Source organism: Microcoleus sp. CZ3-B2 (genome assembly GCF_036705055.1).
GTDB lineage: Bacteria > Cyanobacteriota > Cyanobacteriia > Cyanobacteriales > Microcoleaceae > Microcoleus.
In genome coordinates, this window is record NZ_JAUBTN010000012.1 from 98,640 (window position 1) to 121,712 (window position 23,073).

Below are 23,073 nucleotides of genomic sequence, written 5' to 3' on the forward strand. Positions count from 1 at the left end.
GAAAGCTACTAGCAATTTTAGAATTTCTTGGTGAGGAGTCGCAATGAAAACACATTTACTATTTAGTGCCGGCGGAGCAGGTTTACTGTATCTACTTGTTGGTTCTTTACCATTGGCAGCCATGCCACCGATTGCAGATCGAGAAACATTAAGCACTCAAGACTTCAAAGAGTCAGATGATAAAATTAGCCTGAATACAACTGTTGAAAATCCGCTCAAAATCCCTCAAACATCAGAATTCAAACAAATCGAGGAGCCACCAGTTGATAGTACCACATCAACAGACGATCGCGTCGCCAACCTCAATCAGCCAGAAACAGCAGCATTAACCGCAGCAAATCCCCCAAAAGATTCATTAAACTTAGCCGAAACACCAGCCAACCAAGCCCCCGCCGAAGTCACAGAAACCACATCTGAGATTCCCGCCCAAAACCCGGCACCAGCCGAAGTCACAGAAACCACATCTGAGATTCCCGCCCCAAGCCCGGCACCAGCCATTGCTCAAACACAAACACCTACTTCAGAAAAGTTAGCTGAAATCGAAAACAGCGCTTCCTTAGAGCCCGCACCAACCAACAGCCAAACTCCCGAATCTACCCAACTCGAACAAGTAACATCTGTCTCGCAACTCTCCGACGTGCGCCCGACAGACTGGGCATTTCAAGCCCTGCAATCTCTCGTAGAAAGATACGGCTGCATAGCGGGATATCCAGACGGCACATTCCGAGGCAATCGGGCAATGACTCGCTACGAATTCGCCGCCGGTTTAAATGCTTGCTTGGATAAGGTAACAGAGTTAATTAAAAGCGGTACGGGAAATTTAGCAACCAAAGAAGATTTAGCTTCTCTCCAAAGATTGCAAGAAGAATTTGCAGCAGAATTGGCAACTTTGCGCGGTAGAGTCGATGCTTTAGAATCCCGCACCGCCGAATTAGAAGCAAATCAATTTTCGACAACAACTAAACTCAGCGGCGAAGCCATTTTTAGTGTTGCCGACACTACCAAAAACAATAACAGCGATACTCAGACAGTTTTCAATTACCGAGTGCGGCTGAATCTCCTTACCAGTTTCACCGGCAAAGACACATTAATCACAGGCTTGCAAGCTTACAACATTCGCAGCTTCGGGCCAGATTTGGGTTTGTCAACGGGAGCATTTAGCGGTTTATCTGACAGTCAGGCAAGGCTGAGTTTTGAGCCACAATTTCCCGGAATCAACCCTCAGAATTTATCTAGCATTGGCGCTAACACAGTTGAACTTTACAAACTGCTTTACGTCTTTCCAGTTTCTAACAGCATCACTTTATTTGCTGGCCCGAAGGCGGAAACTTCCGATGCTTTTCAAGCAATCACTCCTTTTGCAGGAGAAGGGCAAGAATCTATTTCTAGATTTGCAGGTTACAACCCTGTAGTGCGCGTATCGGGCGGCACTTCTGGCAGCGGTTTGGCATCGGCTGGCGGGTTTATTTGGAACATTTCTAAAAAGCTCAATCTCACAGCTTTGTACGGCAGTGTAAATGCTGCTTTGCCTAACGATTTAGGCTTTCCAGCTACTCCGTTGGGGGCTGGTTTATTTGAGGGAAGTACGGTTGCTGCGGCGCAGTTAACGATTAAACCAACTAGCAGTATTGACATTGGTTTGAATTACGCTTACAGCCGCCACCAATTGAATATTCTGGCTACAGGATTATCTGATGCGGATTTGGGTTCTATTTTGGGAAGAGATAGAGAACCTGTTAACGGCGGGGTGAGGCTCAATTCGTTTGGCGGTACTGCAACCTGGCGGCTTTCTCCGAAAGTTGCTGTTTCTACCTATGGAGCTTGGATAATTGCTGATGCTGAAAGAAGCAATGCTTCTACAACTTTCAACAGTTGGATGTTTGGTTTACATTTCCGAGATTTGTTCAAATCAGGAAATAATGCAGGTATTCTGTTTGGACAGCCTTTGGATCGCGATTCGGTAAGTGGCGGTGCTCGTTTTCAGGCCAACAAAGCAACTCCTTACCATTTGGAGGCTTATTATCGTTTCAAAGTTAACGATAATATCAGCATTACACCGGGGGCTTTTGTGTTGTTCAATCCTGAAGGTACTAAGGATAATGACACTGTAGGAGTAGGCGTTCTTCGCACTACTTTTACTTTCTAAAAAGTGGCGACACTATTATCTGTTTGTAGTAAGGACTTCAATTTTTTGTCATAAATTTAGGCAACTTAAGGATTAAAGTCCTTACTACAAACGATTATTTTCTGCGATCGCCCAATTTGCGATATACTTCTCTCAAATCAACTTGATGGTGAGCCAAAGCAACCAAAGCGTGATAAAATAAATCGGCAACTTCCCCAGCAATCCCGTCTTTGTCGTCATCTTTGCAAGCCATCACAACTTCCGCCGACTCTTCGCCAATCTTCTTGAGAATCTTATTGTCGCCTCCCTCGAACAACTTGCAAGTATAAGATGTTTCGTTAGGATTGTCCCGCCGATCGCAAATTACGGCAAATAATTGAGATAACATATCTCCAGGCGGCGGTTGAATTCCCCCATCAACTTGGTGAAAACAACTTCTTTCTCCCGTGTGACAAGCAATATCTCCGACTTGTTCCACTGTCACCAGCAAAGCATCGCTATCGCAGTCGTAACGCAGCCCTTTGACATTTTGAAAGTGTCCCGAAGTCGCGCCTTTGGGCCACAATTCGGCGCGAGAACGACTCCAGAACCAAGTTTGACCGGTTGCGAGGGTTTTTTGCAGCGACTCGCGATTCATCCACGCCATCATCAATACAGTGCCGTCTAAGTAATCTTGGACGATCGCCGGGACTAAACCGCGATCGTCGTAACGAATCTTTTCAATGGGAATCGATCGGCTTAAACTAGACAAATCCGTAGCAGACATAATTTTATTTCAACTTTGATAGTAGAGATTTACGCTTTTTTGTCCGACAATTCTTTTCATTAACCGCAGAGGACGCTCTTGAGACAGAGAAACAAAAGAAAAGAAGAGATAGCTAATCTTTAAGCCAGAAGCGAGTTACTGAAGACACAGCTTTTTGGCGATCGACACCTGTGGCAACATAGCAAGTTAGGGACAAATTGTCAACAACAATTTTACAAAAAATTACAATTGAGTGCGATCGGTGCCAGCAGTACAAAGCCTGAAAAACCTAACCTAGTATTGCTACGGATTGGTTTGTATCCTAAAATCAATTAACATAGTTTCTTTAAATCGACCTAACCATTATCCTGAAGTCGCTATAAAAGTATTCTAGCAACAACAGACCTTCACTAAGGAGAAAACATTGGTTTCCACAACACACTTGAAAACCACCAAATCAGAAGAAATCTTTGCCGCCGCCCAGAAATTGATGCCCGGTGGCGTCAGTTCCCCCGTGCGCGCCTTCAAATCCGTAGGCGGAGGGCCAATAGTCTTTGACAGGGTAAAAGGAGCCTACATTTGGGATGTTGACAGCAACCAATACATTGACTACGTAGGCTCTTGGGGCCCAGCCATCTGCGGCCACGCCCACCCAGAAGTCATCAAAGCCCTTCACGAATCCTTAGAAAAAGGTACAAGTTTCGGCGCACCCTCGCTGTTGGAAAACGTGCTCGCCGAAATGGTGATTGATGCCGTTCCCAGCATTGAAATGGTGCGATTTGTCAATTCCGGCACCGAAGCCTGCATGGCCGTTTTGCGACTGATGCGAGCCTTCACCGGACGCGATAAATTGATTAAATTTGAAGGCTGCTATCACGGGCACGCCGATATGTTTTTGGTAAAAGCCGGTTCGGGTGTCGCAACTCTCGGGCTTCCCGACTCTCCGGGCGTGCCAAAATCTGCTACCGCCAACACCCTCAACGCTCCCTACAACGACTTGGAAGCAGTTAAGGCTTTATTTGCCGAAAATCCCGGCGAAATCGCAGGCGTAATTCTCGAACCAGTTGTAGGGAATGCCGGATTTATTGTACCGGATGCGGGTTTTCTCGAAGGTTTGCGGGAAATTACCAAAGATAACGGTGCTTTATTAGTTTTTGATGAAGTAATGACCGGTTTCCGCATCGCCTACGGCGGAGCTCAGGAAAAATTCGGTGTCACCCCAGACTTGACAACTTTGGGTAAAGTTATCGGCGGCGGTTTGCCGGTGGGAGCTTACGGCGGACGGCGCGATATTATGGGGATGGTGGCTCCAGCGGGCCCTGTGTATCAAGCTGGTACGCTTTCGGGAAATCCTTTGGCGATGACTGCTGGGATTAAAACTTTGGAATTGCTGCAAAAACCTGGCACTTACGAACAGTTGGATAGGATTACGAAAAAACTGTCCGACGGATTGCTGAAAATTGCTAAGGAAGCGGGACACGCGGTTTGCGGCGGGCAAATTAGCGGGATGTTTGGCTTGTTTTTTGCGGCGGGCCCGGTGCACAATTACGATGATGCTAAGAAGTCGGATGTAGCAAAGTTTGGCCGCTTTCATCGCGGAATGTTGGAGCACGGTATTTATCTGGCTCCTTCGCAGTTTGAGGCTGGATTTACTTCTTTGGCTCATACTGATGAGGATATCGATCGCACTTTGGCGGCAGCGCGCGAAGTGATGGCTAGTATTTAAAGTGCGATGGTTGCGAATGCAAGTCCTTAAAACTCAGGGATAAACGATTAAAGTCCTTGCTGCAAAAAACTGCAAGGACTTTAATTTTTAACAGATGATTCGGCGGTTTAAACCGCCAGAAAGTCAAACAAAGTCGGCCGAGGCCGACTGGTTCATAAAGGGTATCCAAAACCCAGATTTAGTATGACTAATGACTAATGACTACTGACTACTGACTCCTAACTACTGACTACTGACTACTGACTACTGACTACTGACTACTGACTACTTCACTCGTTGAGAAATTCACCTTCACAGATAATTGAGTCTCTGCTTTCCAAATCTTCTTGATTCCAAATCGAGTTTAATGCTGCCGAACTTAGAGAAGTTGACATTGTATTTAATGTTGTGTTGTAGTATTCGACAGCATTATTCTGTTCCATCTGCGGCGCTTCCTTAAAGTAGGAATTAATATCCGGCGTGCAGCGCTGGGCTTGGTAGTATAAATAAGCTTCAGCATTAATGCACATGACGTGGTAAAAATCCTTGTTGGCTGCTGCGATCTCTCCGAGTTTGTACAGCGCTAAACCTCGGTTGAGATAAGCTTTGACATAGTTTGGATCTAGTTCCACTGCTTTGTCAAAGTCTTCTATTGCTAGCTGCATTTGTTTTAATTTATAGCGCACGCATCCTCTGTTGTAATACGCATAAATATTTTTTGGATCGATTCCTAGTGCAGTGTTGTAATCGGCGATCGCCTGCGTATTGTCTTTTAGTTGGTGGTAACAGAGGCCGCGATTGATGTAAGCCTTGATATATCTAGCATTCAACCGCAGCGTTTCATTAAAGTTCTCTATTGCTGCCTCTTTTTCTCCCAAAAGGTAGTAAGCCCGCCCCCGGTTGTAATAGGTTTTATAATTGTGGGAATTGATCGAGAGAGCTTGATTGTAGTCTTCTATTGCTTCTTCGTAATGTCCTAAATTAGCAAGTACGAGTCCCCGGTTGTTGTAAATAGCGTGACTGTCAGGTTTGTTTGCTAAAGCGCAGTTGAGATCCTCAATGGCTTTGTCGTTTTCTCCGAGATGCCGCCAAGCATTACCTCGATTCAGATAAGCCTCGAACAAATTAGGATTGATATCTAGTGCTTGGCTGAGGTCTTCGATCGCCCTTTGGTAATCTTTCATGTAATAGTAGACTAAGCCGCGATTGTTATATGCTTTGGCATCAGCGGGATTTTCCTGCAGTATCTGATCGAAGTCTTCGATCGCCGCTTCGTAGTTTCCTTTCTTGGCGCTATGTAAACCGCGCTTGTAAAATTGTTTGAGGTTCATAGGTGAGTTGATTTGAGATTTTAGATACTTCGGCTTCGCTCTGAACAAGTTTTAGATACTTCGGCTTCGCTCTGAACAAGTTTTAGATTTTAGATTGACTTGCTGCTGGGTGAATCACCGGAGTTTGAACAAGCGTCTAAAGTGTTGGGAACTGCACATTTATAATGTCGGCGGCACGGTGTCGGTTATTGGGTGGGGTTAACTTTCAGGATTCCTTGATTCTGGGGAGAGATTCCTTTGTACTCTGTGTTGAGTTCGACAGACGTTAATCTGTTGAAACAGCATCCATTTACACCCAGAGTAACTCTTGAGTTATTCCAGGAAATCTACCCAAAACAGGATTTAGGTCGATCTTAACAGCAGTTAAATCATGTTGAAAGAGCACGAGCCTCGGCTGGATTTAATTTATGAGTTCGATTGTTTACCCGATGGCTTACGCCCCGCTACGCTACGACTTTCGCTCAACATTTTAGTTGGCGCTGGTGCTCTGTGTGTCTCTATGTAGGTGCGATCGGCACGGGTAGCAAAATTAAGCTTGACGCACCCCTCGGTATAAATTGTTCCACGCATTTCTCTTGAGTAAAATTTATATCCTGTTTAGCAATTTCAACTCAGTATTTCTCGCAGCAGATATTGACAAAATTTTGCTGGCTAATTAGTTGACATACTCACCGCACTTTTAGGGCGGTGATTCTTGACGCTTCACTGACTGATGCTACCGAAATAGTCTTACTCTGTCTCTGCGCCCGTTTATAGTCGTGGCAATGCCCTATCCCGACTTTGTTTATATTTTTTGCAGCGTTCTCATCGCGCTCGTGTTCAGTGCCACAATTCAAACACTGAACCGCTCTGATTTTTAAATCCAGTCTTCCCCACTTAAAGCCGCAATCTGAGCAAATTTGACTGGTAGGCTCCCAGCGACTAATTACTCTAAAGTCTCGACCAAACTTCTCAGACTTTGCCTCGCACAAAGTTCGGAATTCTCTCCATCCCTGAAGACTAATAGCTCTAGCAAGTTTGCGGTTTTTGACCATTCCAGACACATTTAAGTCTTCCAAAACGATAGTTTGGTTTTCACTAACAATTTTGGTTGACAGCTTGTGCAAGAAATCTTTACGGGTGTCTGCAATTTGATTGTGCAGTTTGGCTATCTGAATCCGAGTTCTATTTCTGCGTTTCGAGTCTTTAGATTGCCGAGCTAGCTTTTTTTGAAGTTTACGAATTTTTCGATCTAACACTTTATAGTCTGGACTTTTAGCTTTTTCCCCATTACTCATCACAGCAAAAGTTTTAATCCCTAAATCAATTCCGACACTTGGGTTTTTAGCATCAATTTGAACGGGCTTAACTTCTACTACAAAGCTTAAAAAATAGCGATTAGCACAGTCCTTTAGTACAGTTACAGAGCTAGGCTCTGATGGTAACTCCCTAGACCAAATAGGGCTAAGATTTCCAATTTTTGCTAAGTACACGGACTCACCTTTGATAGAGAAACCTGTTTTAGCAAAAGTTGCAGACTGACTGTTAGTCTTTTTTTTGAATTTTGGTTGACCCACTTTCTTGCCTTTTCTCTTCCCTTTTAGGGAATCAAAATAGTTTTTGTAAGCAACCTCTAACTGTTTGAGGGATTGTTGCAACGGCACGGACGAAACATCGTTCAACCATGCCCTTTCTTCTGTCTTTTTAGATATAGTTAGAGACTTGGATAGAGTGTTGTACTCAGGATATTTGCCACATCTACTAACAGCCAAGGCATCGTTCCAAACAACTCTTACACAACCAAACAACTGAGCCAAACTATGGCGTTGTCTATCGGTTGGATAGAATCTGTATTGGAACCTTGCTTTCATTTTTTTTAGCTGTTTTACTACTTTAGTATGCCATACTATTTTAACACAGTCAGGAAAATTCAGAAGGAATTAAAGCCGTCCTAGAACGACGGGGTTTTAAACCCATTTCTTTGAAAAATTACCGATTACCGCTCGACTTCCTCTTCCACATAAACTCTCAATTTCTCCAAATCTGGAAGTTCGACCAATTCTTTTTCCTTTTCCTGAACAGAGATTGGCATCATCACAGGTTTGCGGTGTTCTATCCAGCAACTCGCCAGCGGCAAAGTTTGTTCCAAATCTTCCAAAGGCCTCGGAATTACCATCACCGCGTTCAACTCGCCAATGCGTTCAGCTTCGTACATCCCGGCTTCTACGGCGACTGCGACATCTGCAACTGCACCGCGAATAATTGCCGTACACAAACCTGCGCCAATTTTCTCGTAGGCGGCCAAGTGTACGTCTGCGGATTTGAGCATAGCATCGCAAGCACCGACCATTGCCGGAAATCCCCGCGTTTCGAGCAAACCGATCGCCTGATTGCTCAGCCGCGAATAATTGCCGCTTTCGGAGAGTTCAGTCAGCCGGAAGCCGATCGGCAAAACCACTTCCAAATTAGCCAAAGGTCTGGCAATCACCAATTTAGAAACAAACTGTCCGAACTGTTCTGCTGTCTGAGCTCCTGCTTCCACAGCCAAACGCACGTCCGAAATTCTGCCCCGGACGATCGCCGTACAGTGACCGGAACCAATTTTTTCGTATCCTACTAAAATCACCCCCGCCGACTTCAGCATCATGTCAGCAGTCCCGACAATTGCCGGAAAACTCTTGGTAGATACCAAACCCAAAGCAGTATCTTTGAAATATTCTTGGCGCTGCGAGCGATCGGGGTCAATTTTACGATCTATTTGTCCGTCCATCTTCAATTACCTTTAGAAACTTCTCAAAATTAAAATTTGTGGATAATTGTAGTTTCTCAGATGACAAGACAGACTGCACGAGCTGCCAGACACAGATTTCTGCTGCAAAGCCTTAAAAATTGCTGAGCTACCAATAATATAAGATTACCTATTTATATTTTTTTTATTCTGCCTTCAGCATAGCTGCCTTTTGCTGAAATGACCACGCCCCAACATTGTCAATACAAGCCCTTGACAGTTTTGAGGGTCAAGCCCAAAATTCAGACAAAATTTCAATCTCTCAGATCGATCTGCGAAATAAATCTCAAATCTAAAATCTAAAATCGACTTACCGCTACCCGGAACCGCCCGAGAGAGTTTGACCGTTTTCCTCCGATCGATTAAAAGCTTGTCGGTGCGGAAACAGCGTCCCCAGCAGCCGATTGATGTGAGCTTGGCCGTACAGAATAGTTGGGGTATCTGCTGGTTGGGGCTGGTCTGAGGCAGTGTCTTGCAGCGGTTGTGGGGATGTCTCCGGCGGTGTTTGAGGCTGTGTGGGGGCCGCGGTTGGCTCATCGGTCGGTCGATCGACCGCCGGCGTACTAACTGGGGGAGGTTCCGGTTCCGGGGGTGCTTCTGCTTCTGCGGTTACTTCTGCTGGTACTTGGCGGCTGGTATCTCCGATCAGAGAACCGGCTGGCAAAATTTGCAGTTTGTCGATAGAAGGATTAATCAGGGTTGTCGCCGCGCCTATACAGGCATTTTCGCCGATCGTCCCCGCGCCTACTACCAGCACCCCTGCACCCAGAATCGCGCCCGCCCCGATGTCCAGATCGCCTTCACGGGCGTGAAGGATAGTTCCCATCCCGATACACGCACCGGCGGCGATCGAGATCCGACTTCCCGGATCTGCTTGCAGGATGACTCCTGGGGCGATCGCCGCACTTTCATTCACAACTACATCGCCACTCATCAAAATCTGAGAGTTGCTACTTAATTGCAGTGGCGATAAATACATTCAACTTTACCATGAAATGAGCTATTTTTTTAGAGAAAAGGACTTTAATTTATGGGTTTTATTGACTCAAAAAAATTAACCGCATCCATCCAATAAACGAGAAATTACTAATATTGAAAAGCTCGATCGAGACTGAATCTAAACCTAAATTACGCAGGCTTAAACTTGCGTACCTTACCCATGTAAGTAACGCATCAAACCTTTTTTGCCTAAATTTTGTTCGGGCTTTAAGATTTTTTATAAAGTTTGAGAAAATCTTAAATTTTTCCCAAAAATTCTCAATCGAACTGTTTAACTCTCTCAAACCAAACTTGAATCCTAGGGTTGGTTCTCCCATTAGCCCAACGCGAGCACTTAACGGGAGAAACAAGCTAATTACCAGGCGTTCTTAAGGGCGCTGGATGATTTCTTCGAGTACGCGACGTTTGGCCTTGGAGTCGATACCGAGCAAGCGGACGTACTCGCCGCTGTGTTCTTGGAGACAGCTTTCGAGAGCCGAAATTACTTCGGATTCGCGGTTGGAGTCGATCGGCGCGCAACTACTCCAAGAACCGGTGCGGAAACGGCGCGCGTCGGCGTGTTCGGTGCCAATTTTGTAGCCTTGGGAGAGCAGGTTGCGGATTTGGTCGATCGCCTTGCCGGTCAAGATGCCGCTGCTGGCGACCGCACCTGTGTAAGCTTCTTTACCTTTCCCTGCTTTGAATCCCGAGGTTGCACCAGACTGAGCCGATTGAGCTACTGGGCCGTCGGGACGCTGAATAATTTCTTCAACCACGCGGCGTTTAGCTTTCGGGTCAATCCCGATCAAGCGCACGTATTCGCCAGGATATTGGTTCATCACAGATTCTAAAGCGGCGATCGCCTCAGATTCATTTCTCGTTTGCAGCGAAGCCCCGCTTTGCCAGGAACTGGTACGGAAGCGGCGCGCGTCGGCGTGTTCCGTCCCCACTTTGTAACCTTGACTTAGCAAGCCGCGAACAGTCGCCACTGTTTCCGCGCTCAATTTGCCGCTGCTGGAGGCAGAACCGGTATTGCGGTGAGAAGCTTGTGCAAATTGACCGTTAGATTGGTGAGTTTTTGCGCCGTTAGAACCGCTAGAGCCGTTTTCTCCCGGTCTTTGGACAATTTCTTCGAGTACGCGGCGCTTGGCTTTGGTGTCAATCCCGATCAAGCGGACGTATTCTCCTTGGTGGTCGGCCATGCAAGCCGACAAAGCTGCGATTACTTCTGAGTCGCGGGTTGAGGAAATCGGGCCGCAAGTGCGCCAAGAACCGGTACGGAAGCGGCGCGCGTCGGCGTGTTCCGCTCCCACGCTGTATCCTTGGGCTAGTAAATTGCGGATGCTATCAGTTATAGAAGAACTCAATTGGCTGCCGGTTTGAGTAGAATAATTCATTTGAGTGATATTTGAGTTTTTAGCTTGCTCGTTGCGAATTGGTGCTAGACAGGCAATGTTGTCAGCGCAGCGATAACCCGTTCTCAGAGCGTCATTGATGCCGATGACGTGGGTCGCAAATTTTACATCTGAATCTAGAACATCTGGCAAGCGATCGGCTTGCTGCTGATTGGTGATGATAGCTCCCGAAGGTATGTACTTACCGGGGGGAATCTCCACATCTTGAATTAATACGTGCATCATCACAATGCACCCGTTTCCCACCCTGGCATTGAACACCGTAGAGCGAAAGCCGATAAAGCACTCGTCGCCCACGTAGGCAGGGCCGTGAATTAAACTCATGTGCGTGAGCGAAGTATTTTTCCCCACCCACACAGAATAAGATTTGTCGTCGTCTCCTGTGACTCGGCCTTGTTCTAGGCCGTGAATCACTACTCCGTCTTGAATGTTGCTTCCTCCTCCAATATAAAAAGGAGTGCCTTCATCGGCGCGGATAGATGTCCCGGGGGCAATCATCACATTAGAACCGATATGCACATCCCCAATAATGTTAGAAAAGGAATGTACGTAGGCGGTATCGTGAATTTTGGGCTCAGCCAAGTTTTTCGACCAAGGCGTCGGGGGAGCCGCAACGTTGCGGACTGCCATAAATTAAGTTCTCCTAAGCTGAAAAATTTTTTTGTTAGTTGTTAGTTGTTAGTTGTTAGTTGTTAGCTGTCAACTGTTCACTGTTCACTGTTAGCTGTTCACTGTTCACTGTTAGCTGTTCACTGTTAGCTGTTCATTGTCAACTGTCAACTGCCAACTGCTTTCCTGTCAACTGTCAACTGTCAACTGCTTTCCTGCCAATTGCTTTCCTGTCAACTGCTTTCCTGTCAACTAGCGGTATGGGTCGTCTTTTTTACTGTAAATGAGGCGGTTTTCTACATTGACAGTATCTATAATGCCTACTACCAGAGCATCGATCGGACGGTTTTCGCTCCCGGGCGCGATCCGGGCTGCGCTACCTTTGGTCACTAAAACCCATTCATCTATACCAGCGCCCACACAGTCAGCCGCTACTTCATATCCGGGAACTGGCAAACCTTCTTCATTGATGAATTGCAGGAGTAGAAATTTCGATCCTCTCAGCGTCGGCTCTTTTTGGGTACTGACAACTGTGCCGAGAACTTTGGCCATTTGCATTTTAGGTAATTGGTAATTGGTAATTGGTAACTGTCATTTTTACGCTGTCACTTGTCTTTTTTAAATTAGCTTTCCTCAGTCCGATGTCTGCAAAGAGAGTTTTTCGTCTAGTAACTAATGACTCGTGACTAATGACTGATGACTGATGACTAATAACCAATATCCCATGCCCGCATCAATTAAAAATTAAAAATGCTAAATCAAAAATTTCGCGCTTTTTAATTTTTAATTTTCAAGTTTTAATTACCAAATGCCCCGAACAGCCGATCGCCCGTCTTAAGATCTGTTGAGGGGACGAATACCGCTGACGCCTTCACGGAACTGTTCTACAGCTTCGGTATAGCGAATGGGTAGCACGTACTCCAAGTTTTCGTGAGGGCGGGCGATAATGTGGGTGGACATCACTTGTCCGCCGTTAACGCGCTTCACCGACTCTACTCCAGCGGCTACGGAAGCTTGCACTTCCGAGACATCTCCTCTTACAATGACTGTAACCCGAGCGCTACCGATTTTTTCGTACCCTACCAAGGTGACGCGGGCTGCTTTGACCATTGCGTCTGCTGCTTCCACGACTGCGGGGAAGCCTAGGGTTTCGATCATGCCAACTGCAATTGCCATTGGTTTTACTCCTGATTGAATATTTGGGGAACTAAACTGTTAATTTTTGACGAGCGTACTGATTTTAGTCCAACTTTTCGTCAAATTAATTTTCTGTGGGCTAAGAACTTAGTAGCCTCGGAACTGTTCTACTGCTTCTGTGTAACGAATGGGCAGAACGTATTCTAGGTTTTCGTGGGGGCGAGCGATGATGTGGGTAGAGACTACTTCTCCGCCGTTCACCCGCTTGACGGATTCCACTCCGGCTGCGACTGAGGCTTGGACTTCCGACACGTTGCCACGCACAATCACTGTGACGCGGGCGCTGCCGATTTTTTCATAACCCACAAGGGTAACGCGAGCAGCTTTGACCATAGCGTCGGCAGCTTCCACAACGGCGGGAAAACCTTTTGTCTCAATCATTCCCACGGCTATTGACATTTTTGAATCTCCAATTTAAGCATGAGCGGAATTACCGTTACAAATCTTTGAGAAATCTAAAAATTTGGACGGGGAAGGCCACATTATTTAGGAATGCAGTGTAAAGCTTCCTATCCTTATAGAATAGGGGAATCTGTCCACCTTGACAATATAATCTAACATCATAATGTTTAATAACAAAAATTAAAAATTTTTATGTTACTTAAAATAATTTAATATTTATTTAATAATCTTAAGATTCAGAGGAGTAGATGTGGGTGGCGATCGGGGAGTCGAGTGAGTAAAAATACCTTAAAAGTAGAGTTCGGTAGGTGAAGGCAGGGTCGATCGACGTTGAGAAATTTGGGGATTTCCAAAGGGGGATCGCGAGGAAACAGACACAAAAGGCAGTGCTTACCAATCTGCGGTCTTTTTTTTCTTTGATTGCCGATTCTGAGAAGGCAGTAATTTTGTAGTCACATAATTATCATTTTTGATGCTTTAATGTATAGTTAATTTTGGGTGCAAATTATTTTGCCAGAACTATACGATCGGGTTCAGTCAAAGTTTTAGGGTGTCGGGCGATCGCCCGGAACTGCCTTTGGATCGAGGCAGCCAGTAATTTAAAGTTTCAAGGATAAATTAAATGACTGAATTTCTCCTCCAAGCCTGTTGGTGGGTTCCTTTATATGGCTTAATTGGCGCAATTTTAACTTTGCCGTGGTCTACAGGAACCGTTCGCACCACAGGGCCGAGACCTGCAGCTTACTTCAATTTGTTGATGACTGTATTGGCTTTCATCCACGGAACGGTGATTTTTAGAGCCACGTGGGATCGACCCCCCCAACAGTTGCTCGTACACTGGGTGCAAGCAGCAGATTTAAATTTGTCTTTTGCCATAGAAATCTCCACCATCAGCGTCGGAGCAATGGAGTTAGTTACAGTTCTGAGTCTGCTAGCACAAATTTACGCTATCGGCTACATGGAAAAAGACTGGGCGCTAGCTCGATTTTTTGGGCTGCTGGGTTTTTTTGAAGCAGCAATTAGCGGGATTGCCATTAGCGACTCGCTGCTGCTAACTTACGCTTTGTTGGAAATGCTGACGCTTTCAACTTATTTGCTAGTCGGGTTTTGGTACGCTCAACCCCTGGTAGTAACGGCGGCTAGAGATGCGTTTTTAACAAAGCGTGTAGGAGACGTACCGCTGCTGATGGGAGTAGTGACGCTTTCTACTTTAGCGGGAAGTTTGAATTTTTCCGATTTGGAAAAATGGGCGGAAACTGCAACTTTGTCTCCTGTAGTGGCGACTCTTTTAGGTTTGGCTTTAATCGCTGCACCTACAGCCAAGTGCGCTCAATTTCCTTTCCATTTGTGGCTAGACGAGGCGATGGAAGGGCCCAACCCGGCTTCGATTATGCGGAATACGGTTGTTGTAGGTGCTGGCGCTTATATTTTGATTAAACTTCAGCCTGTTTTAGCGCTGTCGCCGGTGACTGGTGTGGTGTTGGTGGTTTTGGGTGCGGTGACGGCGGTTGGTGCTTCTTTGGTGGCGATCGCCCAAATCGACCTCAAAAGAGCCTTATCGCATTCTACCAGTGCTTCTTTGGGTTTAGTGTTTATCGCGGTGGGGCTCAATGAAGTTGATATTGCTTTGCTGCTGCTGTTCGCGCACTCGATCGCCAAAGGACTATTATTCATGAGCGTAGGGTCAGTGATTCTGACAACCAACACTCAAGATTTAACAGAAATGGGTGGGTTGTGGTCAAAGATGCCTGCCACAACAATGGCTTATTTAGTAGGCGCTTCAGGGATGGTAGCGCTATTACCAATGGGTAACTTTTGGGCGATGCGGCGCTGGCTCAACGGTTTTTGGACAGTGCCCTTGTGGTTGGTAGTTGTATTGCTTTTGGTTAACTGTTTAACAGCCCTAAATTTAACTCGCGTATTCGGTTTAGTGTTTGCAGGAAAACCGCAGCCGAAAACTCGCAGAGCTCCAGAAGTCGGTTGGACTATGGCATTACCGATGGTAACTTTGACCGTGATCGGGCTGTTGGTGCCTTGGATGTTGCAGCGGTGGCAACTGTTAATTAGTTGGACTGGGCCTTGGGCGAAAACCGGGGATTTTGATACTTTAAATTTGCTGTTGAAAACTCTAAATGTTCCGCTTTTAATGTTATCTGGCTTTATTGGCGTTGCGATTGGGGTGGCGATTTATTGGTACGGAGTTTTACCTAGACCGGTACGGCTGCCGTTGCCGGCGGTGCAGGATTTGTTTGCTTACGACTTTTATATCGATCGAGTTTACCGCTTGACTGTGGTTTGGGCCGTGGCTTCTATTGCTCAAATCAGTGCTTGGACTGACAAGTACGTAGTAGACGGGGTGGTGAATTTGTTCGGTTTTGCCACAATTTTCAGCGGCGAAGGGTTGAAGTACAGCGGAACCGGTCAGTCGCAGTTTTATGTGTTGACTATTGCGGGGGGGGTTGCTGTGTTGCTAGGGCTGATTATTTGGCTTTTTTGAACCGCAAATGAAAGGCGGATTTACGAGGATAAATGCAGAGGAATTGTTTTGAGTTTGTCGGCTTTTTTTCTAATTTTATTTGATGTCAATTGGTCACAATTGTGCAAGCGGAATTTTCCCATCGGGTAAAAGTTCGGGTATTGAAATTGTGTCGTAATGCGAGCGTCCCCGAAGAGCGAGGTGTATAATACTCGCTCTTCGGGGACGCTCGCACTCCAAGAAAAGATATTTTTTGCAAAAATGAGATGATCCCATTTAATTGGCAAATCTTATCGATCGCTAATACTTCAGGTTATAGGACGATTCCAGAGTCATTGGCATCTATGTTAACAAGAAAATTGAGCGATCGCTTTTTTATGCAGTTCCTTTGCGTTAATGTTAAATATAGTTCTAAAAGCTGCGTAACAAGGGAAGTTTGAATTGATGCTCAGTGCTTTAATCTGGATACCAATGTTGACCGCCGCTCTGATTGGGTTCTGGCCCAGTGCGGTGAGTTCTAAAGTAGTTCGGAATGCCTCTCTCGTCCTTGCGGGCGTGACTTTTATTCTCTCGGTGATTGTAGCTGCTCAGTTTGATATCAGTACGAGTCAGTTGCAGTTTTCGGAATTTGTTCCTTGGCTCGATGCTTTGGGATTGAATTACAATCTCGGCGTTGATGGTTTGTCTCTGCCTTTGGTGATTTTAAATACTCTACTGACAGGGGTCGCTATTTACGCTACGGATGATTCGATCCGCAGACCTCGACTTTATTATTCTTTGATGCTGTTAATTAGTGGTGGAGTCACGGGAGCTTTTTTATCTCAAAATTTGCTGCTATTTTTCCTGTTTTTTGAGGTAGAATTGATTCCGCTTTACTTGTTGATTGCGATTTGGGGCGGCGAGCGCCGGGGTTATGCTGCTACTAAGTTTTTAATCTATACTGCATTTTCTGGCATGGTTTTGCTGGCTTCTTTTTTGGGAGTAGTTTGGCTCAGCGGTGCTTCTAGTTTCGATATGGTTGGTGCAGCGGGTGCATCGCATTTACAAGGTGGATTGCCTTTACCTTTGGTGAGGCAACTTGTGTTGCTGGCTGGGGTGTTACTAGCTTTTGGAATTAAGATTCCTTTGGTACCTTTTCATACTTGGCTGCCGGATGCTCACGTAGAAGCTTCGACTCCTGTTTCTGTGCTGTTAGCGGGGGTGCTGTTGAAGTTGGGAACCTACGGAATGCTGCGCTTTGGTTTGGGTTTGTTCCCCGATGCGTGGGCGGTGGCTGCGCCTTGGTTGGCGAGTTGGGCGGTGGTAAGCGTGATTTACGGGGCGAGTTGCGCGATCGCCCAAAAAGATATGAAAAAAATTGTAGCTTACAGTTCCATCGCTCATATGGGCTACATTTTGTTAGCTAGCGCCGCAGCTACAGAGATTAGTACGATCGGCACTGTTTTGCAAATGGTTAGCCACGGTTTAATTTCAGGGCTGCTATTTTTGAGTGTCGGTATTGTTTACAAAAAATCTGGAAGCCGCAACATCGACGTGCTCAAAGGTTTGTTCAATCCCGATCGCGGTTTACCGATGATTGGTAGTTTAATGATCCTCGGCGTGATGGGAAGTGCCGGCATTCCGGGGTTATCGGGATTTATTGCTGAATTTTTGATTTTTCGGGGCAGTTTACCAGTGTTTCCAGTGCAAACTGTGCTCTGCATGATCGGCACTGGTTTGACTTCAGTTTACTTTTTAATTATGGTCAACCGCGCCTTTTTCGGCCGCCTTTCCGATTTGGTGGTGAATTTGCCACAAGTCCGCTGGCGCGATCGCATTCCTTCGCTGGTTTTAGCAGTAATTATCGCCATCATGGGAGTGCAGCCTGGAGTTTTAGTAGCTTTGAGCGAGAAAACTGCGATCGGCTTAGTATCGGCTGTGCCCGCACAAGTTCAACAAGTTGCTCACAACTTGGAGTGAAATCTTCCGTAGGTGCGATCGTTCGGACTTCAGCCCTCTTCAAATTCTGAAGACTGAAGTCCAAACAATCAAACCTTGCTCTGGATTCTGAATTTCTCGGTAATAAAACAGTTATTCAATGAAGGTTGAAATCTAATGACAACTACCGTATTAAAACCCTCTGCCCATCCTCTATCCGCCTACATTGACATCTTGGAATCAGGCAAAGCTTTGCTTCCAGAATCAACGGAAAATGTAGTAGAAGTAGTCGGCATTCTCAAAAGTTACGGTGTAGTTCTAGATGCCTACTCCCTCAATCTTAACTACATCGCTGAAAAACAATTCTTAGTGCTTTTTCCGTTTTTTAAATATTTTAACGGAGAAGTGACTCGACCGAAATTAATCCGCTATTTGTGGCACGACCGCATTAATTTTGAGTATGCTGAGTATGTGATGAGAACCATGCTTTGGCACGGCGGCGGGGGTTTGGACAGTTATTTGGATTCCCCGGAATTTAGCAGTTTGACACAAAAGGCGATCGCAGCTAAGTTAAAAGGCAATTTTTTCATGCAGGGACTGCACAAAGTCTTCCCTAATTTTTTGCCCGAACAAGTGCGGATGCTGGCTTACTACACCGGGCTGGGTCAGTTTTGGCGGGTAATGAGCGATTTATTTATCGATTTGTCCGATCGCTACGAAGCAGGTGAAATTAAGTCGATCGCTGACGTAGTTGATTTTATCTTAGCAGGTTTGGTCGGTGCCGCCAGTCTACCAATCACCTACAGCGTCAAAATTGGCGATCGAGACTACGATATCATTCCAGCCTCGGCAGGTTTGACATTTTTAGCAGATGTAGCAGTCCCTTATGTAGAGGCAATTTTCTTTCGAGGTACTGCATTTTTTGGAGTAGTTTCATACAACGCCCAAGCACATCAAATCCCCGAAGAACAAAAAGATTTTGGCTACGGGGCCTTATTTGCTGACCCTTTGCCCATCGGAGGCGCAGGCATTCCGCCCACTCAATTAATGCAAGATATGCGGCATTTTCTGCCGGATTATTTGCAAGAAATTTACCGCAGTAGTTGTCGCGGCGAAGATGATGTGCGCGTGCAAATTTGCCAAAGTTTTCAGAAGTCGATGTTTTGCGTGACGACTTCGACTATTTTGGGTTTAGCACCTCATCCGATGAATACCTCAGATCCAGAGGAAAAAAAGGCTAATCGGGCTTATTTGGAAGCTTGGATGGATCGATTTGGCAATTCTCGTTTGGAGTGGGCAAATCAGCCAACTAACAGATCCTGTCAGTTGTTCCCAGAACGGTAAAAAGTAGTAATTGTATGGTGCGTGACAGCGAGAAATATTTGATTCGCTGCTTGTGACGGTGGAGTGTCGCGCACCTCGGTAAAAATTTGCCTGCTGGTGCGAGGAAAAAGTAGCAGTTATTTTTTTACAACAAATTAACCTGTCCGAACTCAAGTAGTAGGGCGATGCAATTTGAATAAGTTTTATTTATAACACACATATATATATATATATAATTCAAATAGCAGAAGTATTGAACTTGCTTATAGGAAACAGTAGAGTGATAGTTAATCAGCCAAAGATAAACTGATTCATGCAAAGTTCAGTCTATTAGACGCGCTCGTAGGAAGAAAATTTATGACGGGTGGCAAACTAAGTTGTAAAGTCTATTTTGTCTAGGGTAATTTAGGAGTAGATCCTATCACTGGTCTACCCGGGGTAAGTTCAGAAATTTTTACGGAATTTAGTTGATTAGTTGCATTGACTTGTGTTTGAAGATGTGCGATCGCCTTCTGTAAAACCTACAAATAAAGCTAGCATCTAGTTTCAGATTTTAGCATGAATGCACAGGTAACTCGCGCGAGATGTGTAGCAATATCTTATTGCTTTAGGTTGGCTTGTCTATTAATAGCTACCTGCCAATTAACAGACAAATTACTGTTACTTCCAACAGTATCGATGCTGAGTCAGGGAAATTAAAGCATCATTCGGTTCCAACTTTACTTAGAGAGGTCAATTCCAATGGCAAATACTGATACAAAAACTGGTCAACTCGATGGCAATGACATTATTTTTCCAGCTCCCAGCGGCGGCGGCTTCGCGCGGGCTGATGAATATGACTTAAATACATCTGCGATCGGGCAACCTGTCACGCTTGCTCTTACAGCTCAAGATTCCGCCAAATATGACACGTTCCTGCAAGTTATAAATGCCGAGACGGGTCAGGTCATTGCTGATTCCGACGATAATGGCGCTAATTTGAACTCAGTGATTGCACCCGGTCAGCCTGCCAATGTTGGTCTTGACGATCCGAGCATTCCTAATTCTTTCACAATTGCCGGTGGCATTAAGTACAAAGTCCGCGTCACCAGCTTTAGTCAATTGCCCGCCGCGCCGCCTACTCATCCCTACGATTTACAGGTAAGCATTCCTACGGGCGATATCAGTTTAGTTCCGCGAGGTAGCGACTTTAGTGGCAGCCCTCTAACCGACACCCCGGCCGTTACATTAACTGGTAAATTGGAGGGCAGCAAAGACTTTACTTTTCCAGCTCCCGGTGGTGGCAACACACTTGCTGATGAATTTCTAGTAACTACATCCTTGGTGGGCCAACCTCTCACCATTAACCTCAGCAGCACGACAAATGGCTTTGACCCTTATGTGGAAGTCGTCAACGTTAATACTGGCAGTGTTGTTTCCGATGATAACAGCGGTGGCGGTTCGGACGCGCAGCTTAGTGGAGTCCCGCGCCAAGCAAATACTAACTACAGAATCCGCGTCACCGGTGCTAAAGCTGGAGGTCTCCCTGCTGATTACAACCTACAGGTCACCGTTCCTCAAGGTACTGTCACGTTGACCCCCCGGAGTGGCGACACCCCCATTATCGCACCAACACCGACACCTCCAACACCGACACCACCAACACCGACACCACCAACACCCACACCACCAACACCCACACCACCAACACCGACACCACCAACACCACCAACACCAACACCAACACCGACACCGATACCTCCACCTTTTTCTTTTCCAACGCCAACCCCAACACCAACCCCAACACCAACACCGACACCGACACCGACACCAACACCAACTGCTGGTACAACTGTAGCGATCGCGGCACCTGCAATCAATGCCCCCGCCCCAGGGAGTCCTAGCGGACAACCAGCAAACACTGTTAGCGGTCAGTTTTACAACCTCTCAGACAGTAATGACAATATTTTGCTGTCATCACTTCCTCCGGCTGCTGCTGGCAAACAAATATTGGCGCTATCTGGCAACGACAATATTACCGGGACAAGTGGCATTGATAACATTAACGGAATGCAAGGAGCCGATACAATCGACGGAGGGGCTGGCAACGACTCTTTAACAGGCGGTAAAGGGTCGGATGAGATTGACGGGGGTGCTGGCGACGACCAGATATTCGGCAACAATGACAACGATACTCTCACTGGAGGAGATGGCAATGACAATATTCGGGGCGGTAAAGAAAATGATGTCCTGATTGGCGGTAACGGCGACGACTTACTGAGTGGCGATCGCGGTCAAGACATCCTCACAGGTGGCGGCGGAAGCGATACATTTATCCTAGGCGGCGGGCAGGCGGCAGCAGCCCGCTTAGCAGATGCAGATGTGATTGTAGACTTTAATGGGGACAGAATTGGTTTAACTGAGGGGAATACATTTGCCAGCCTCACCTTTGAAGCTGTAAGTTTGAATCTGAATGGAGGATCTCCTGTCAGTGCTACGGCTATTAAACTCGGTACTAACTATTTGGGTATCGTTCAAGGGGTTGCTCAAAGCCAGCTTACGGCAAATGTTTTTGTAAATGTATAGTTTTTATAGCGTGGGCTTGGCGGGTTCTACTTGAGTGGAATTAGAAGCGATCGCCTTTGAGTTTGACTTATGCAGGGCAATTCATAAAGTATCCCTACCAATGGTTGCTCCTGCCTAAGTTCATGAATTTTTACGGAGATTAGTTGATTAGTCGCATTTAGTTGTGTTTCAAAACGTGCGATCGCCTTCTGTAATACCTACAGATAAAGCTAGCATCTAGTTCCAGATTTCAGCATAACTGCACAGGTGACTCGCGCGGGAAGTATATCAATATATTTGCTCTAAAGATATGCTACCTCTGTCAGTTGGATAGGTGATATCTGCGCGCTTCACAAGTTGCATCTAATAATAATTTTCCCTAATTTTCACTCTCATTTAGTTCAATACTCCGGAGAGTTTTTAAAGAAGGATGCGATGCCTTCGGCAAGCAACGCTTACGCAATAAAGCAGAGAAGCGAAAAAAGTGAGTGCAATCTGAACCCAAAATGAACAGAAAAAAAGGCGCTCTTTTAGGTTAAGCTATAAAAACACACAAGCTCAACAGATTGTCTTAGGAACATTATTCAATCTACCTTACAACAAATGCCAGGGATTAGTCAACCCCAAAAGAAGTTTTTAATCACTTTATTTTCAACTATTTTGCTGGTCTATGGTAAGGTCAACTTCACGAATCTCAGTCGTTATAGTTGTTTGAGTGAAAAACCTACCGTCGTCACTTTCTCAAAAGCTTTAAGTTTCCACAATTTAATCAATATTTTCACGGAACTTGCTTTAAATCCTGAACACACAGTCATTGCTGTTATTGATTGTTCTTTTTTAAGAAAAAGTGGCAAAACAACTGACGTTAAAGCTTATTTTTATAATGGTGTAGCTGGTAAATCCGAACAGGGGTTGGAAATTTCTGTGATTTCTATTGTCGAAATTGAGACTCGTTTATCTTATAGCTTAAGCGTGCAACAAACTCCATCACGCCCTCAAATAAAGCCCGAAAAAAAACTGCCACAAAATCCCCAGAATAGATGGTCAAAAAAATCTCGCAAAAAACCGGATGCTCAAAGCTCAAATCCTGACATCACAAGAGTTGATAACTCTGCACAACATTTGAAGAATACTCGTTGTTTCTTCCCAAATTCTGTACGTTATGTGGTGGCTGATGGCTATTATTATCGCTCTAAATTCTGGGATGCTGTGCGGGAGTTAAATTTAGACTTTATTGGCAAGTTAAGAGTAGATGCTAACCTACGTTATCTTTATACAGGTGAACACAATAAACTGGGAGCACCTCGCAAATATGATCGCACAGGTTGACTGCAATGATTTGAGTTGTCTTAATTTTGTTAAATACATAAAACCGGGAGTTTCACTTTATACATTAGTGGTCGGGAGTTGTTGTTTAAAGTGTGAAATTAGCTTGGCTTGTATCTCTGAGGTTCAAGCCAAGGGTAAAATCAAAAATACCTGATTATTTAGCACTGATATTCACCTACCACCTGAGCAAATTCTTGAATACGATCGGGC

At 45.5% G+C, this 23,073-nt stretch carries 16 protein-coding genes; 7 read left to right on the top strand and 9 right to left on the bottom strand.

Annotation, left to right across the window (positions count from 1 at the left end):
- Positions 1-43 precede the first annotated feature (43 nt).
- On the top strand, positions 44-2,146 hold the full coding sequence (locus tag QUA97_RS07985; protein ID WP_333194289.1) for an iron uptake porin: 2,103 nt from the start codon (positions 44-46) through the stop codon (positions 2,144-2,146).
- Positions 2,147-2,240: 94 nt separating this feature from the next.
- On the opposite strand, the gene hisIE is transcribed toward QUA97_RS07985, so the two are convergent.
- On the bottom strand, positions 2,241-2,891 hold the full coding sequence (hisIE, locus tag QUA97_RS07990) for a bifunctional phosphoribosyl-AMP cyclohydrolase/phosphoribosyl-ATP diphosphatase HisIE (RefSeq protein WP_333194291.1): 651 nt from the start codon (positions 2,889-2,891) through the stop codon (positions 2,241-2,243).
- Positions 2,892-3,294: 403 nt separating this feature from the next.
- On the opposite strand from hisIE, the gene hemL reads away from it, so the two are divergent.
- Positions 3,295-4,596 carry a glutamate-1-semialdehyde 2,1-aminomutase gene (gene hemL, locus QUA97_RS07995; RefSeq protein ID WP_333194293.1) on the top strand — a complete coding sequence of 434 codons (1,302 nt, stop codon included), beginning with the start codon at positions 3,295-3,297 and terminating at the stop codon, positions 4,594-4,596.
- A gap of 269 nt (positions 4,597-4,865) precedes the next feature.
- On the opposite strand, the gene QUA97_RS08000 is transcribed toward hemL, so the two are convergent.
- The 8 genes from QUA97_RS08000 to QUA97_RS08035 form a co-directional block, all read right to left on the bottom strand.
- Entirely contained in the window at positions 4,866-5,906 is a 1,041-nt protein-coding gene (locus QUA97_RS08000; RefSeq protein ID WP_194070426.1) for a tetratricopeptide repeat protein, read from the bottom strand.
- Between the two features lie 668 nt (positions 5,907-6,574).
- Positions 6,575-7,756, bottom strand: coding sequence for an RNA-guided endonuclease InsQ/TnpB family protein (locus tag QUA97_RS08005; protein WP_194070428.1), 1,182 nt, complete (start codon positions 7,754-7,756; stop codon positions 6,575-6,577).
- 125 nt (positions 7,757-7,881) lie between these two features.
- Positions 7,882-8,655, bottom strand: coding sequence for a carbon dioxide-concentrating mechanism protein CcmK (locus QUA97_RS08010; protein WP_333194296.1), 774 nt, complete (start codon positions 8,653-8,655; stop codon positions 7,882-7,884).
- A gap of 334 nt (positions 8,656-8,989) precedes the next feature.
- A complete protein-coding gene (locus QUA97_RS08015) occupies positions 8,990-9,652 on the bottom strand; it encodes a carbon dioxide concentrating mechanism protein (protein ID WP_333194298.1) in 663 nt (220 codons plus the stop codon).
- 388 nt (positions 9,653-10,040) lie between these two features.
- Positions 10,041-11,696 carry a ribulose bisphosphate carboxylase small subunit gene (locus tag QUA97_RS08020; RefSeq protein ID WP_194070431.1) on the bottom strand — a complete coding sequence of 552 codons (1,656 nt, stop codon included), beginning with the start codon at positions 11,694-11,696 and terminating at the stop codon, positions 10,041-10,043.
- Positions 11,697-11,927: 231 nt separating this feature from the next.
- Positions 11,928-12,233 carry a EutN/CcmL family microcompartment protein gene (locus QUA97_RS08025; protein WP_194070432.1) on the bottom strand — a complete coding sequence of 102 codons (306 nt, stop codon included), beginning with the start codon at positions 12,231-12,233 and terminating at the stop codon, positions 11,928-11,930.
- A 276-nt stretch (positions 12,234-12,509) separates the two neighbouring features.
- On the bottom strand, positions 12,510-12,851 hold the full coding sequence (locus QUA97_RS08030; RefSeq protein WP_006635058.1) for a carbon dioxide-concentrating mechanism protein CcmK: 342 nt from the start codon (positions 12,849-12,851) through the stop codon (positions 12,510-12,512).
- 108 nt (positions 12,852-12,959) lie between these two features.
- Positions 12,960-13,271, bottom strand: coding sequence for a carbon dioxide-concentrating mechanism protein CcmK (locus QUA97_RS08035; protein WP_006635059.1), 312 nt, complete (start codon positions 13,269-13,271; stop codon positions 12,960-12,962).
- A 625-nt stretch (positions 13,272-13,896) separates the two neighbouring features.
- Between QUA97_RS08035 and QUA97_RS08040 the strand changes: the two genes are divergently transcribed.
- The 5 genes from QUA97_RS08040 to QUA97_RS08060 all read left to right on the top strand — a co-directional run bounded on the left by QUA97_RS08040 (position 13,897) and on the right by QUA97_RS08060 (position 22,863).
- Positions 13,897-15,771, top strand: coding sequence for an NAD(P)H-quinone oxidoreductase subunit F (locus QUA97_RS08040; RefSeq protein WP_333194302.1), 1,875 nt, complete (start codon positions 13,897-13,899; stop codon positions 15,769-15,771).
- A 423-nt stretch (positions 15,772-16,194) separates the two neighbouring features.
- A complete protein-coding gene (locus QUA97_RS08045; RefSeq protein WP_194070434.1) occupies positions 16,195-17,709 on the top strand; it encodes an NADH-quinone oxidoreductase subunit M in 1,515 nt (504 codons plus the stop codon).
- Positions 17,710-17,844: 135 nt separating this feature from the next.
- The gene (locus QUA97_RS08050) at positions 17,845-19,011 is read left to right on the top strand and encodes a CO2 hydration protein (RefSeq protein WP_194070435.1); all 1,167 of its coding nucleotides are present in this window, start codon (positions 17,845-17,847) and stop codon (positions 19,009-19,011) included.
- A 720-nt stretch (positions 19,012-19,731) separates the two neighbouring features.
- On the top strand, positions 19,732-21,555 hold the full coding sequence (locus QUA97_RS08055; RefSeq protein ID WP_333194305.1) for a calcium-binding protein: 1,824 nt from the start codon (positions 19,732-19,734) through the stop codon (positions 21,553-21,555).
- A 582-nt stretch (positions 21,556-22,137) separates the two neighbouring features.
- A complete protein-coding gene (locus QUA97_RS08060; protein WP_333194307.1) occupies positions 22,138-22,863 on the top strand; it encodes a transposase in 726 nt (241 codons plus the stop codon).
- Positions 22,864-23,073: the final 210 nt, after the last annotated feature.